The sequence below is a fragment of the Massilia sp. genome, from assembly GCF_046293535.1.
In the GTDB taxonomy this organism is placed as follows: domain Bacteria; phylum Pseudomonadota; class Gammaproteobacteria; order Burkholderiales; family Burkholderiaceae_D; genus Telluria.
Window position 1 is genome coordinate 62,794 of the sequence record NZ_JBKBOV010000021.1, and the last position, 13,302, is coordinate 76,095.

13 protein-coding genes and 1 pseudogene are annotated in these 13,302 nt (G+C 65.5%); 7 read left to right on the forward strand and 7 right to left on the reverse strand.

Annotated features, from left to right (window positions below; all coding sequences use genetic code 11):
- Window positions 1-109: 109 nt before the first annotated feature.
- Window positions 110-1,648: a threonine ammonia-lyase, biosynthetic gene (gene ilvA, locus ACK4S9_RS12930; protein WP_409726185.1), complete on the reverse strand. Its 1,539-nt coding sequence runs from the start codon at window positions 1,646-1,648 to the stop codon at window positions 110-112.
- 199 nt (window positions 1,649-1,847) lie between these two features.
- Here ilvA and ACK4S9_RS12935 point away from each other — a divergent pair, with 199 nt between their 5' ends.
- The 7 genes from ACK4S9_RS12935 to ACK4S9_RS12965 all read left to right on the forward strand — a co-directional run bounded on the left by ACK4S9_RS12935 (window position 1,848) and on the right by ACK4S9_RS12965 (window position 9,145).
- Window positions 1,848-2,351 carry a YqaA family protein gene (locus ACK4S9_RS12935; RefSeq protein ID WP_409726187.1) on the forward strand — a complete coding sequence of 168 codons (504 nt, stop codon included), beginning with the start codon at window positions 1,848-1,850 and terminating at the stop codon, window positions 2,349-2,351.
- 14 nt (window positions 2,352-2,365) lie between these two features.
- Window positions 2,366-2,986: a hypothetical protein gene (locus ACK4S9_RS12940; RefSeq protein WP_409726189.1), complete on the forward strand. Its 621-nt coding sequence runs from the start codon at window positions 2,366-2,368 to the stop codon at window positions 2,984-2,986.
- A 127-nt stretch (window positions 2,987-3,113) separates the two neighbouring features.
- Window positions 3,114-3,707 carry a transglutaminase-like domain-containing protein gene (locus tag ACK4S9_RS12945; RefSeq protein WP_409726191.1) on the forward strand — a complete coding sequence of 198 codons (594 nt, stop codon included), beginning with the start codon at window positions 3,114-3,116 and terminating at the stop codon, window positions 3,705-3,707.
- A gap of 26 nt (window positions 3,708-3,733) precedes the next feature.
- On the forward strand, window positions 3,734-4,063 hold the full coding sequence (locus ACK4S9_RS12950; RefSeq protein ID WP_409726193.1) for a hypothetical protein: 330 nt from the start codon (window positions 3,734-3,736) through the stop codon (window positions 4,061-4,063).
- 212 nt (window positions 4,064-4,275) lie between these two features.
- Window positions 4,276-8,283, forward strand: a complete 4,008-nt coding sequence (locus tag ACK4S9_RS12955; protein WP_409726212.1) for a DUF3683 domain-containing protein — start codon at window positions 4,276-4,278, stop codon at window positions 8,281-8,283.
- Entirely contained in the window at window positions 8,280-8,717 is a 438-nt protein-coding gene (locus tag ACK4S9_RS12960) for an HIT family protein (RefSeq protein WP_409726195.1), read from the forward strand. Before ACK4S9_RS12955 ends, ACK4S9_RS12960 begins: the two co-directional genes overlap by 4 nt.
- Window positions 8,718-8,728: 11 nt before the next feature.
- On the forward strand, window positions 8,729-9,145 hold the full coding sequence (locus ACK4S9_RS12965; protein ID WP_409726197.1) for a gamma-butyrobetaine hydroxylase-like domain-containing protein: 417 nt from the start codon (window positions 8,729-8,731) through the stop codon (window positions 9,143-9,145).
- Between the two features lie 220 nt (window positions 9,146-9,365).
- On the opposite strand, the gene ACK4S9_RS12970 is transcribed toward ACK4S9_RS12965, so the two are convergent.
- From ACK4S9_RS12970 to ACK4S9_RS12995, 6 genes and pseudogenes are all read right to left on the reverse strand, one after another.
- On the reverse strand, window positions 9,366-9,572 hold the full coding sequence (locus tag ACK4S9_RS12970; RefSeq protein ID WP_409726199.1) for a cold-shock protein: 207 nt from the start codon (window positions 9,570-9,572) through the stop codon (window positions 9,366-9,368).
- A 215-nt stretch (window positions 9,573-9,787) separates the two neighbouring features.
- The gene (locus tag ACK4S9_RS12975) at window positions 9,788-11,239 is read right to left on the reverse strand and encodes a hypothetical protein (protein ID WP_409726201.1); all 1,452 of its coding nucleotides are present in this window, start codon (window positions 11,237-11,239) and stop codon (window positions 9,788-9,790) included.
- A 36-nt stretch (window positions 11,240-11,275) separates the two neighbouring features.
- On the reverse strand, window positions 11,276-11,806 hold the full coding sequence (locus ACK4S9_RS12980) for a hypothetical protein (RefSeq protein WP_409726203.1): 531 nt from the start codon (window positions 11,804-11,806) through the stop codon (window positions 11,276-11,278).
- Window positions 11,807-11,816: 10 nt separating this feature from the next.
- Window positions 11,817-12,506: a C39 family peptidase gene (locus tag ACK4S9_RS12985; protein WP_409726205.1), complete on the reverse strand. Its 690-nt coding sequence runs from the start codon at window positions 12,504-12,506 to the stop codon at window positions 11,817-11,819.
- Between the two features lie 13 nt (window positions 12,507-12,519).
- Window positions 12,520-12,909, reverse strand: a complete 390-nt coding sequence (locus ACK4S9_RS12990; protein ID WP_409726207.1) for a hypothetical protein — start codon at window positions 12,907-12,909, stop codon at window positions 12,520-12,522.
- Between the two features lie 81 nt (window positions 12,910-12,990).
- A pseudogene (locus ACK4S9_RS12995) lies at window positions 12,991-13,302 on the reverse strand (hypothetical protein); the annotation flags it as partial.

A 13,302-nucleotide genomic window follows, 5' to 3' on the forward strand; every position in this document is an offset into this window, starting at 1 on the left:
GGGGGGGTGGTAACCCCGGGGTTAGTTTATGTGCCGTGAACATGGCATGTGGATTTTTCCACGCCTGCGCGGGAGCGACGTTCAGGCAAGCAGCCAGGTCAGGCGAATCCTAGGCGCCCAGAAACAGCTTGTAGACGGGATTGCTGCTTTCATCCCAATACCGGTAGCCCAGCGTCGCCAGGAACTGGCGGAACTCGTCCATCTCCGCCGCCGGCACCTGCAGCCCGACCAGGATGCGGCCCACGTCGCCGCCCTGGTTCCGGTAGTGGAACAGCGAGATGTTCCAGTTCGGCGCCATGCTGTCGAGGAAGCGCATCAGGGCCCCCGGCCGTTCGGGAAACTCGAAACGATACAGCAATTCGTCCTGGGCCTGTGCGCTTTTCCCGCCCACCAGGTGGCGGATGTGCAGCTTGGCCAGTTCGTCGTGGGTCAGGTCGAGGGTGCGGAAGTCGTGTTCCTCGAAGGTGCGCGCCAGCAGGCCCGACTCGCTGCGGCTGCCCACCTGCACGCCCACGAAGATGTGGGCCTCGCGCGAATCGGCCATGCGGTAGTTGAATTCGGTGACGTTGCGCGGTCCGACCAGGGCGCAGAAGCGACGGAAGCTGCCGCGCTGCTCGGGGATGGTCACCGCGAACACGGCCTCGCGCGATTCGCCCAGCTCCGCACGCTCGGCAACGAAGCGCAGGCGGTCGAAGTTCATGTTGGCGCCGCAGGCCACCGCCACCAGGGTCTCGTCCTTGACCGGGTTGCGCGCCATCTGCGAGCGCTCCACATAGGCCTTGGCGCCGGCCACCGCCAGCGCGCCGGCCGGCTCGAGGATGCTGCGGGTGTCCTGGAACACGTCCTGGATCGCGGCGCAGATCGCGTCGGTGTCGACGATGATGATCTCGTCCACCACCTGTTGCGCCACGCGGAAGGTTTCCTCGCCCACCAGGCGCACAGCGGTGCCGTCCGAGAACAGGCCGACGTCGTTCAGGGTCACGCGCTGGCCAGCCTTCAGGCTCCTGGCCATCGCATCCGAATCGATGGTCTGCACGCCGATCACCTTGATGTCGGGCCGCACCGCCTTCACGTAGGCGCCCACGCCCGCCACCAGGCCGCCGCCGCCGATGGCGACGAAGATCGCGTGGATCGGCGCGGAATGCTGGCGCAGGATCTCCATGCCGATGGTGCCCTGGCCGGCGATGACGTCGGGATCGTCGAACGGATGGACGAAGGTCAGGCGCTGCTCCTTCTCCAGCAGCAGCGCGTGGTTGTAGGCGTCGGTATAGGACTCGCCGTGCAGCACCACCTCCACGCTGGCGCCGCCACGCGCCTTCACCGCGTCGACCTTCACTTGCGGGGTGGTGGTCGGCATCACGACCAGGGCGCGGCAGCCGAGGCGTGCCGCGGATAGCGCCACGCCCTGCGCGTGGTTGCCGGCGGAAGCGCAGATCACGCCGCGTTTCAGCTGTTCCGGCGTCAGGTTGGCCATCTTGTTGTAGGCGCCGCGCAGCTTGAAGCTGAAGACGCTCTGCATGTCTTCGCGCTTGAAGAAGATGCGGTTGTTCATCCGCTGGGACAGGGTGGGCGCGTATTCGAGCGGGGTTTCTTCGGCGACGTCGTAGACGCGGGCGGTCAGGATTCTCTTGAGGTAGTCGGTAGTCATGGTCGGCAATCGGGATAGCAGGTCCGGCATGGGATGGGGCCGGAGGTCCGGACGACGCACACTGTCTTGCTCGGAGGGTGACCGGCGCGGGCAGCTACGATGCCGGGCGCTGGATGGCAGGCTCGGCGTATCGTGTCGTTACGATAGGTGATCCTCATTATAATGGACACCCATCTTACCTGCTCGAGCTTATCCATCAATGGTCGAAAACGCCGTCCTCTGGCTGCTGAACGTCCTCGCCGCCCCGACCGTCGGGCTGACCTCCATTTTTATCATCAGCTTCATTTCGGCCACGCTGCTGCCGCTCGGTTCGGAGCCGGCCGTCTTCGCCGTGGTCAAGGCCAATCCGGCCATGTTCTGGCCGGCCATCCTGGTGGGCACGCTTGGCAACACCCTGGGCGGCGCGGTGGATTACTTCATCGGCTACCGCGCCAAGATCGCCTTCGCCAAGGAGCGCCAGAGCCGCTGGTTCGGCTGGCTCAAGAAATACGGCGCCAAGACCATGCTGCTGTCCTGGATGCCGGGCGTGGGCGACCCGCTGTGCACCCTGGCCGGCTGGCTGCACCTGCCGTTCTGGCCGAGCGTGATGTACATGGCGATCGGGAAGTTCGCGCGCTACGTCACCATGACCGCGATCCTGCTGTACATCCCGGACGGGTTCTGGAAGACGGTGGGCGACTTCTTCGAGCGCCTGATCGGCTGATCCCGGAGCTCGACATGTCCAGGAAACGTCCCTGCGATGCGGCCATGCAGGGACTGTACGAGCATTTTGCCGCACGTGGATGGGCGCTGAGTTCGCGTTCGCCCAAGCACTTGCGGCTGGCGCTGGAGCCGGGGCCGGACGTGCGGCACGAGCTGTTCATCGGTGAGCGCCTCATGATGGAGAAACCGCCCGCCGGTTTTTTCGCCGCCCTGTGCATGGTGGACATCCGTTTCACCGCCCTGGAGGAAATGATCAAGCCGTGTCTTGGCTATGCACCCGAGGACGAGATGTGTGCGCTCATGCGCGCGCTTACCCACTACGTGCCGCCCGAGCACCTGTATTGCGGTGAAGAGCACCTGGTCGAGACCGATCCGGCAAACGGCACGGAAGCGCGCAAGCGCTTTCTCGATGACATCGACCAGTACCTGGAGCCGGAGCGCAGGCGTTTCGACGACATCGCGGTGCTGGCGAATCCGGACTTCGTTCCCCGCTTCTTCAGTCCTCTCGGGTGGGCCATCTGGCGCGCCCCCTACATCAAGTCCATGGCAGGCGAGGGAATGGCGTGCCTATGCCGACCGGACCGAGGCGCAGGCGCGCGCGGTCCTGGCAGGGGCAGGGCAGAACCTGTCGGGTGACCCGCAGATTTTCACCGGCATCGCGGAACTGCTGCGCGGCGCCAGCCTGCAGGATGCCGAGCGTCTGCTGTTGGTGCTGGAGGCACTGCGCTGAGTCGTCCGTCGGGACGGCGTGTAAAATCCCGGCATGACCACGGACGTGCATCCCTACCTCTCGGCCAGCACCCATATCGATGCCGACCATCCCGATGTACGTGCCACCGCCCGCCGCCTGGCGGCAGGGGCAAGCTCGGAAATCGACATCGTGCGCGCCTGCTTCGAATTCGTTCGCGACGAGATCGCCCACAGCGCCGATTTCCGGCGCAATCCGGTCACCTGCCGCGCATCGAGCGTCCTGCGGCACGGCACCGGTTTTTGCTATGCCAAGAGCCACCTGCTGGCGGCCCTGCTCAGGGCCAACGGCATTCCGGCGGGCCTGTGCTACCAGCGCCTGGCGACCGGCAACCGCGCCGCGCCGTATTGCCTGCACGGGCTGAACGCGGTCTGGCTGGCGCAGCATGGCTGGTACCGGCTCGACCCGCGCGGCAACAAGCCCGGCATCGATGCCCGCTTCGACCCGCCGCGCGAGGCGCTGGCTTTCCGCCTGAATGACCCAAAGGAACGCGACCTGCCCGGCGTGCTGGCCGAACCGCTGCCGCTCGTCGTCGAGGTGCTGGAGCGCTGCGCCAGCATCGAGGAAGTGCTGGCCGGCCTGCCCGACCTGGCCGGCGATCCGCCCTGAGCCCCGGGTCGGGTATCATGCGGGCTATGAACAAGCCTCCCAGCCTTCTTTCCCTGTTTCTCGTCCTTGCCGCCCTGGCGGTGTTCGGTTTCATCGGCGCCAAATACATGCTGAGCTCGCACAAGGAGACGACCGACCAGCAGCTCGGCCTGGTCTGGCCGGGTCTGGCCGGCATGCCGGAAGCGGACCGTAACTTCCTCGTCGAACTGGCGCATACCTGCAACCTGACCACGCGCGAGCCGGTGCGCACCGAGGTCGTCGACTGCCTGCGTTCGGTCAAGATGACCGAGGAAGCGAAGGCCCGCCTGGACCGCCTGATCGGCCAGGCGCCGGGCGGCACGGCAGCGCAGCGCTGACCGGCTCCTTATGCAATATGCCATTCCGGTAGGGAATGCAAATGAATGATGCATGCAGGAACGTTTTTGCAAATGGAATTTGCATCCGAGGCCCTGTATTGGCATTTTCTTGCGCTCCCTTTCTTTTAATTCTAGCCGGGGTCCAGCGTGGTGCAGCGCAATAAGCTAGAATGAACGTCCTTCGGACCCGTCCGACCGACGCCCTGCATCTCATGAACGCGCCCGCACATATCCATACCCTGCTCGCCGACAATGCTCCTGCACGCCTGCGCGAGATTCCCTACAACTACACCTCGTTCTCCGACCGCGAGATCGTGATCCGCCTGCTGGGCGAGTCCTCGTGGCGCCTGCTCGACGAACTGCGCGGGGCGCGCCAGACCGGCCGCTCGGCGCGCATGCTGTACGAAGTGCTGGGCGATATCTGGGTGGTGCGCCGCAATCCCTACCTGCAGGACGACCTGCTGGACAACCCGAAGCGCCGCCAGAAGCTGATCGACGCCTTGCACCACCGCCTGGGCGAAGTCGACAAGCGCCGCCTGAGCGTGGACGCCATCGAAGGCGATGCCGAAGCCTCCGCGTCGCGCTCGAGCGCGGTCGAACAGCTCCTGGGCGCCGCCCGCAAGGCGGTCGACGATTTCGCGCGCGAGTTCCGCGAGACCTACGACCTGCGCAAGCGCGCGAAGCAGGTGCTCGGCGCCTACACCGACAAGCGCAACATCCGCTTCGACGGCATGCACCGGACCTCGCACGTCACCGACGCCACCGACTGGCGCGTCGAATACCCCTTCCTCGTTCTCCTTCCGGACAGCGAGGAAGAGATGGCCGGCCTGGTCAAGGGCTGCATCGAACTGGGCCTGACCATCATCCCGCGCGGCGGCGGCACCGGCTACACCGGCGGCGCGATTCCGCTCACCCCGATGTCGGCCGTGATCAACACCGAGAAGCTGATCGGCATCGGCGAGGTCGAGATGACCCGCCTGCCGGGCGTGGACCGCGAGTACGCGACCATCCACACCTATGCCGGCGTGGTCACCCAGCGCGTGTCGCAGGCGGCGGAAAAAGCGGGCTTCGTGTTCGCGGTCGACCCGACCTCGGCCCACGCTTCCTGCATCGGCGGGAACATCGCCATGAACGCGGGCGGCAAGAAGGCCGTGCTGTGGGGCACCGCGCTCGACAACCTGGCTTCCTGGCGCATGGTCGACCCGAACGGCGACTGGCTCGAAGTCACGCGCATGGACCACAACCTGTCCAAGATCCACGATGCGCCGGTGGCGACGTTCAAGCTGGAGTGGACGCATCCGACCCCGCGCGGCGCGGTCAAGGGCGCACCCTTCCGCACCGAGACGCTCACCATCGAGGGCCGCCGCTTCCGTAAGGAGGGCCTGGGCAAGGACGTCACCGACAAGTTCCTGGCCGGCCTGCCGGGCATCCAGAAAGAGGGCACCGACGGCTTGATCACCTCGGCGCGCTGGATCCTGCACAAGATGCCGAAGTTCACCCGCACCGTGGCGCTGGAATTCTTCGGCCAGGCGCGCGACGCGATCCCGTCGATCGTCGAGATCAAGGACTACCTCGACAGCCTGCCGAGGAACGGCGACCCGGCCTATTCGACCATCCGCCTGGCGGGCCTGGAGCACCTGGACGAGCGCTACCTGCGCGCGGTCGGCTACGCCACCAAATCCAAGCGCGGCGTGCTGCCCAAGATGGCGCTGTTCGGCGACATCGTCGGCGACGACGAGAATGCGGTGGCGATTGCCGCGTCGGAAGTGGTGCGCCTGGCGAACACCCGCGTCGGCGAAGGTTTCGTCGCCGTGAGCCCGGAAGCGCGCAAGAAATTCTGGCTCGACCGCGCCCGCACCGCGGCCATCGCGCGCCACACCAACGCCTTCAAGATCAACGAAGACGTGGTGATTCCTTTGAACCGCATGGGCGAGTACACCGACGGCATCGAGCGCATCAACGTCGAGCTGTCGATCAAGAACAAGCTGCAGCTCGCCGGCGAGCTGCGCCAGTACCTCGCCAACGAGCACCTGCCGATCGAGAAGAGCGACGACGCCACCGGCGACACGGTCGACCGCAACGAGATCCTGGGCGACCGCCCGCAGCAGGCGGTGGCGCTGGTCGAACTGGTCGGGGCGCGCTGGGGCTTCATCCTCGCGAACCTCGACCAGAAGCTGGTCGACGTGCGCGGCAAGCTGGACGAACTGGGCCTGGACCACCTGTCCTCGACCCTGGACCAGCGCATCGGCGCCCAGCCGGACGCACTGCTGTTCGACGTGGTGCAGGACCATACCATCCGCGTCTCCTGGAAGCAGGAGCTGCGCGCGCCGCTGCGCCAGATCTTCAACGGCGCCGCCTACAAATGCATCCTCGACGAGTGCACGGCCATCCACAAGCGCGTGCTGCGCTCGCGCGTGTTCGTGGCCCTGCACATGCACGCCGGCGACGGCAACGTGCATACCAATTTGCCGGTGAACTCGGACGACTACGCGATGCTGCAGGATGCGCATGCGGCGGTCGAGCGCATCATGCGGCTGGCCCGTTCGCTGGACGGCGTGATCTCGGGCGAGCACGGCATCGGCATCACCAAGCTCGAGTTCCTGACCGACGAAGAGATTCGCGAGTTCCGCGAATACAAGGAACGCGTCGACCCGGAAGGCCGCTTCAACAAGGGCAAGCTGCTCAACACGACGGCGGTATCGGCCGACCTGCGCAACGCCTACACGCCGTCCTTCGGCCTGATGGGCCACGAATCGCTCATCATGCAGCAGAGCGACATCGGCGAGATCGCCAACAGCATCAAGGACTGCCTGCGCTGCGGCAAGTGCAAGCCGGTCTGCACCACCCACGTGCCGCAGTCGAACCTGCTGTACTCGCCGCGCGACAAGATTCTGGCCACCTCGGCCCTGATCGAAGCCTTCCTCTACGAAGAGCAGACCCGCCGCGGCGTGTCGATCCGGCACTGGGAAGAATTCGAGGACGTGTCCGACCACTGCACCGTGTGTCACAAGTGCGTGACGCCGTGCCCGGTCAACATCGACTTCGGCGACGTCTCGATGAACATGCGTAACCTGCTGCGCAAGATGGACAAGCGCAGCTTCAAGCCGGCCCAGCGTGCCGGCATGTTCTTCCTGAACGCGACCGACCCGACCACCATCAATGCCACCCGCAAGGTGATGGTCGACTGGGGCTACAAGGCCCAGCGCCTGGGCAACCAGCTGCTGCGCGGCCTGGCCAAGCCGCAGGTGGAAGCGCCGCCCCCGACCACCGGCAAGGCGCCGGTGCGCGAGCAGGTGATTCACTTCATCAACAAGAAGATGCCGGGCAACCTGCCGAAGAAGACCGCGCGCGCGCTGCTGGACATCGAGGACGACAAGGTCATCCCGATCATCCGCAACCCGAAGGCGACCAATGCCGACACCGAAGCCGTGTTCTACTTCCCGGGCTGCGGCTCGGAGCGCCTGTTCTCGCAGGTCGGCCTGGCGACCCAGGCGATGCTGTGGGAAGTGGGCGTGCAGACCGTGCTGCCGCCGGGCTACCTGTGCTGCGGCTATCCCCAGCGCGGCGCCGGCCAGTACGACAAGGCCGACAAGATGGTGACGGACAACCGCGTGCTGTTCCATCGCATGGCCAACACGCTGAACTACCTCGACATCAAGACGGTCGTGGTGTCGTGCGGCACCTGCTACGACTCGCTGGCGAACTACGAGTTCGACAAGATCTTCCCGGGCTGCCGCCTCATCGACATCCACGAATACCTGATGGAGAAAGGGGTGAAGCTGGAAGGCGTGACTGGTACCCGCTACATGTACCACGACCCCTGCCACACCCCGATGAAGATGCAGGATTCGCTCAAGACCGTGAACGCGCTGGTCTCCACCGTGGACAACGTGAAGATCGAGAAGAACGACCGCTGCTGCGGCGAGTCGGGCACCTTCGCCGTCAGCCGTCCGGACATCGCGACCCAGGTGCGTTCGCGCAAGCAGGGCGAGATGGAGAAGGGCGCGGATAAACTGCGCGACGACGGCTTCAAGGGCGACGTCAAGATCCTGACCAGCTGCCCGTCCTGCCTACAGGGCCTGTCGCGCTACAACCATGACGCCGGCACCACCGCCGACTACATCGTGGTCGAGATGGCGCGCCACCTGCTGGGCGAGAACTGGATGCCCGACTACGTCGCCCGCGCCAACAACGGCGGCATCGAGCGGGTGCTGGTATGAAGGAAGTGCGCCGCGAACCAGGTTGCGAACTGTGCGACCTCACCGTGCCCGTGCTCTGGCAGGACGAGAAGTTCAGCGTCATCCAGGTCGAGGACGCGGCCTATCCCGGCTTTTGCCGCGTGATCTGGCGCGCCCACGTACGCGAGATGAGCGACCTGGCGCAGGAAGACCGCCTGCTGTTGAACGAAGCCGTGTACCGGGTCGAAGAGGCGGTGCGCGAGGTCATGCAGCCGCTGAAGGTGAACGTGGCCAGCCTCGGCAACGTGGTGCCGCACCTGCACTGGCATATCATTCCGCGCTATGCGGACGATGCGCACTTCCCGGCGCCGGTGTGGGCGCAGGCCGCACGCCAGACCGGCGAAGCCGTCCTGGCCGAACGCCGCGCCCTGCTGCCGGCGCTGGCCGCCGCCATTGCCAAACGTTTCAACGAATAAGAGGAGCCGCCATGGCCAACCCCACTGACATTGCCGTGCGCCAGAAGTCGCGCGTGCTGGAAATCGCCTTCGACGACGGCAGCAGCTTTTCGATTCCCTTCGAACTGATGCGCGTGTATTCGCCTTCGGCCGAAGTGAAGGGCCACGGCCCGGGCCAGGAAGTCTTGCAACTCGGCAAGCGCGAGGTCGGCATCACCGGCGTGGAGCCGGTCGGCAACTACGCCATCAAGCCCCTGTTCGACGATGGCCACGGCAGCGGCATCTTCACCTGGGACTACCTGTACAAGCTGGGCAGCGAGCAGGAATCGCTGTGGCAGCAATACCTGGGCCGCCTGCATGCCGCCGGTTTTGCAGGCGACAGCGGCCGCGAGCCGGGCACCGAACTGCCAGGCGCGGCGCCGAAGTCGGGCTGTGGGCATCACCATTGATCCGTAGGGTGGGCGGCTCTGCCGCCCACGCGGTCAACTATAGCCAGCACGATCGCGACGATGTAAATTGCAGCTATCACCGCGCGGGCGTTCGTACTTCAGACCACTGGTCTGAAGTACCCCGCCCACCCTACAAAATCTGCCCATAAAAACAAAAGAGCACGTCGATGACGTGCTCTTTGTTTTGGCGCGCTCCCTGGGGGAGCGCAGCAGTGGTGTCTCAGGCCTGCGGCTGGATGTTCGCAGCCTGCTTGCCCTTCGGGCCGGCAGTGATGTCGAAAGTCACGCGCTGGTTTTCCGCCAGCGACTTGAAGCCTTGGGTGTTGATGGCCGAGAAGTGTGCAAAGACGTCTTCGCCACCGCCGTCCGGGGTGATGAAGCCGAAACCTTTTGCATCGTTAAACCACTTTACAGTGCCAGTCGCCATGGTAATTCCCTCAATGAAGTTTATCTATGTTATTGCTTTGTCGGACGTCAGGAGGTCATGGATCCAGCGGCGTGCTCAACATTGCAAAAATGATTATAGAGACAATTTTTTAAAAGGGAAGGAACTTTTTTCAATCGTGCGCTTCCCTGTTTTTAGTGTGGGCCGCCGGTCTCCGGCAGCGGCCCGATAGCTAGCAGAAACCTAGCAGAAACCCATCAGAAACTGAGCGGCATCCGTATCGTCAGCGACACGTCCGGGGTGTCGCGCGTCACGCCGGCGCCCACCGCCACCGACAGCGAGCGCTTCTCGTTGAAGCGGTAGGAGTAACCCAGCAGCAGGGTGCCGAGCTGGGTCCGTACCGATCCCGGCACCGTGCGGCCGTTCTGCTTCATGCGCGCCACCGTGCTGTGGTCGTAGCCGAGACTGAGCGAGGCCTTGTCGTTCAGCGCCAGGCCCATGCCGAAGTTGAAACCGATGATCGCGCCCGGCGCCAGTTCGCCCAGCGGTTCGCGGATGCCGTTGCGCACCAGGCGTTGCACGTTGCTGCGCTTGAAATTGTGCAGGTAGCTGAGGTTGCCGAAGAAGACCGCCGGGTCGGACGGGAACAGCCAGGTCAGGCTGCCCTGCAGCGAATGGAAGCCCGAGCCGGTCGGCAGCGACAGCGGCAGGCCGGTGCCGGTCACGTTCTCGCCGATGCAGCGGGTCTGGCAGTCGGTGACGACCTCGAACGGGTCCTTGCCGGTGGTCGACTTGTAGCGCAGGCCGCCGATGTAATAGGCCTTGTCCGGGCCGCCGTTGTTCAGCTGGTAGCGGCCGGCGATTTCGACGTCCCCCAGGGCCTTGCCGCTGGTGTCGAACACGCGCTCGACCGCGGTGCCGGTGAAGATCTCGCGGCTGACGGTGGCGTCCGAACGGTACACGTAGGGCACCTTGACCTCGACTTCCATCCGGTTGTTCAGGCCGGTACGGCCGGTGAGCGAGCCGGTGAAGGTGTTGCGCTTGACCTCGCGCACGTCCACCAGGCCGATCAGGAGGGCCGGGATCACGGTATAGCCGACCAGGGCCACCCGGTTGCTCGACGAGTAGCCGAATTGCAGTGCCGGCTCGAGGATGTACTTGCCGCGCGGCGTCAGCACGCCCGGGGCCTCGAACAGCGGCGCCACTTCGGGCGGACGCTGGTCCTTCTGGTTGTTCTGGATGCGGCTGGCCGTGCTCACCTGGGCCGGGGCCGGGCCGGGCACGACCGGCCCCGGGGTCGAGGGCGGGCGGCCGTTGTTCGGCGCGTTGTTGTTCTGCGCGGTTTTCGGGGCGGTGTTCTGCGCCGGGGCCTGCTGGGGGTTCTGTCCACCGCCGTTCTGGCCACCCGTGCCGCGCTGCTCCGACAGCAGCAGGTCGTCGACACGCGGGGGCAGTTCCAGGTTGTCGGCCAGGACCGGCCGGGCCGCGTCGCGCTTTTCCTCGATGCGGTCGATCTTGGCGCGCTGCGCCTGCAGTTCGCGCATCAGGCGGTCGACCAGTTCGCGCTGGGCGGCCAGCTCGGCCTTCAGCGTGGCCAGTTCGGCGGCCTTGTCCGGTTCGGCGGCGGGCGTCCCCTGGGCCTGGGCGACAGGGGCCAGCAGCATTGCCGCCAGGCTCGCGGCGCCTAGGCGCGCGACGTGAGTGGGCATGCGTTTCTCCATCGGCAAATTAATAATATTGCAATGTTACAGGCTTCCTGCCGAGCGCACGATTGCGTCACGAATTGTTGAGTGAAAATTGAGGTCTTTGATGAGCGCCATGCTGTTGACCGTCGAGGTGATGGTGGTCTGGGCCATGATCGCCTGGTGGTCCAGGCTGTTCTGGACCAGGGTGGCGCCGCTGCCCAGGGCGATGTCGTTGGGCGCGAAGTTGCTGCCGCCGATCTGGATCAGGCGCGCGGTGCCGAGCGCGTCGCGCGCCTGCATCAGCTGCTCGGCATTCATCGTCGCCACGTCGGGAATGGCGACGTTGGTGCGCGACAGGATTTCGCCGTTGACGGACACCACCCGCTCGATCCCGAGCGAGATGTTGAGGCCGCCCGGCATCTCGAAGCCGCCGCGGTTGGTGTCGAGCGTCTGTTCGTCGACCGGCGCCCATTCCTCGGCGGCGATGAGCGCCACCTTGCCCTGGGCGAGCGCTGCACCGCAGGCTCCGGCCAGCACCGTGGCCACGAGGGCCCGGCATGCGAATTTCGGCCACTTGACGAGCCAGTCCATGGCATTCCTCTCAAAAATCGCCGGGACCGAACTTCGGCAGTCCCTGGCTGTATTGTTCCTGGTTGATGCCGGTGCCGAGCGGCGCGCGCGGCGCGGCGCGCCAGTCGTCGGCGCCGTTGAAGCTGGCTTTGGCAATCGTGTTCGGGTACTTGTGCACCACGAACAGCAGCCTGTTGGCCCACAGTTCCATGAAGCGCGCGCGCGTCACCGAGCGGGCCCCGCTGGACGGGTCGCCCAGCAGGATGCGCCCATCCTCGGCGCCCTTGATCACCACGAAGTGGTTGTAGCCGCGGTCGCTGATCAGGACGATCGCCGGCAGCTTCGCCTCGAGCAGCTTGTCGAGCGGCTGCTGGAAGCCGTCGCCGACGAAGCCGCGGGTGGCCAGGTAGCGCTTCATGTCGAGCATGGAAAAGCCCTGCTGGCGGATCTTGGCCTGGTCGCCGGTGAGGTACATCTTCTCGAAGACTTCCTTTTCGGTGACCGGGGTGCCGTAGTGGTAGGTCAGCAGCGTGGCCAGGGCGGCCGAGCCGCAGCTGAAGTCGAACTGCTGGCGGGTGGTGTTGCGAAACTTGATCTCTTTGAGAGAGGTGACCGGCACCGTGGCGCGCTGGCCGACGGCCAGCTCGATGCTCGATGCCAGGCACCCGGGTGCCAGCAAGATGCCGCATGCGGCGGCACAGATGGCGGCGGTTGTTTTCATAAAGCCTTCATGCCTATTGCAGACGCAGGTTGATGACGGTGGCGTTCTGGATCAGCACGTTCGAGCCGCTGTTCTGGATCACCATCGGCAGGCCTTGCGCGTTCGCGAACGAACCGCTGTCGATGATGTTGTTGCCGCTGACCGTATTCACTGCGGTATTGTTGCCGACGGTACCGCCCAGCACCGCTTCGGTGTGCACGGTATCGTCCTTGCCGGAGGTGCGTCCCAGGCGATCGCTGGCGACGGCTTCGCCCCAGGTGCCGGTGTCGTTGCTTGCAGTCGGGGCAACGTTCACTTCGGTCAGGAAGCCGAGCTTGATCGGCAGCTTCTCCTGGTCGGCGGCCTGGACCGCCAGCGGGAGCGCGACCAGCGCCGCCAGCACGAATCGGTTCACAGGTTTCATAGAAAATCTCCCTTGAGTCGGTAACACCTTGAGTCGGAAAACCGCCGCGCGGCGGCTGCCGCGCGGCGGTCCTTGCAGGTCTTACTGACCGCTGCCCACGTTCATGTTCGACTGAACGTTGACGCTCTGCTGGATCAGCGAGGAGAAGCCGCTGTTCTGGCTGATCACCGAGACGCCGGCTGCCGACTGGGCGACGTTGGACATCGCGTTCGACATGTCGAAGGCGCCGGTGCTCACGGTCTGGGTGCCGCCGTTGCCGCCGGTACCGTTGCCGCCGTTGCCGGCCATGGCTTCGCCGCCGGTGGTGGTGCCGCCCGCGCCGCCGGCGCCGCCGGTCGAGGTGCCGCCCATGCCGCCTTCGCCGCCGTTACCGCCGGTGCTGGCGCCCGAGGT

Coding starts and splice junctions, on each gene's coding strand:
- ACK4S9_RS12990 (WP_409726207.1), bottom strand. CDS start 12,909: ATGAAACCTGTGAACCGATTCGTGCTGGCGGCGCTGGTCGCGCTCCCG.
- ACK4S9_RS12965 (WP_409726197.1), top strand. CDS start 8,729: ATGGCCAACCCCACTGACATTGCCGTGCGCCAGAAGTCGCGCGTGCTG.
- ACK4S9_RS12970 (WP_409726199.1), bottom strand. CDS start 9,572: ATGGCGACTGGCACTGTAAAGTGGTTTAACGATGCAAAAGGTTTCGGC.
- ACK4S9_RS12945 (WP_409726191.1), top strand. CDS start 3,114: ATGACCACGGACGTGCATCCCTACCTCTCGGCCAGCACCCATATCGAT.
- ilvA (WP_409726185.1), bottom strand. CDS start 1,648: ATGACTACCGACTACCTCAAGAGAATCCTGACCGCCCGCGTCTACGAC.
- ACK4S9_RS12955 (WP_409726212.1), top strand. CDS start 4,276: ATGAACGCGCCCGCACATATCCATACCCTGCTCGCCGACAATGCTCCT.
- ACK4S9_RS12950 (WP_409726193.1), top strand. CDS start 3,734: ATGAACAAGCCTCCCAGCCTTCTTTCCCTGTTTCTCGTCCTTGCCGCC.
- ACK4S9_RS12980 (WP_409726203.1), bottom strand. CDS start 11,806: ATGGACTGGCTCGTCAAGTGGCCGAAATTCGCATGCCGGGCCCTCGTG.
- ACK4S9_RS12985 (WP_409726205.1), bottom strand. CDS start 12,506: ATGAAAACAACCGCCGCCATCTGTGCCGCCGCATGCGGCATCTTGCTG.
- ACK4S9_RS12940 (WP_409726189.1), top strand. CDS start 2,366: ATGTCCAGGAAACGTCCCTGCGATGCGGCCATGCAGGGACTGTACGAG.
- ACK4S9_RS12960 (WP_409726195.1), top strand. CDS start 8,280: ATGAAGGAAGTGCGCCGCGAACCAGGTTGCGAACTGTGCGACCTCACC.
- ACK4S9_RS12935 (WP_409726187.1), top strand. CDS start 1,848: ATGGTCGAAAACGCCGTCCTCTGGCTGCTGAACGTCCTCGCCGCCCCG.
- ACK4S9_RS12975 (WP_409726201.1), bottom strand. CDS start 11,239: ATGCCCACTCACGTCGCGCGCCTAGGCGCCGCGAGCCTGGCGGCAATG.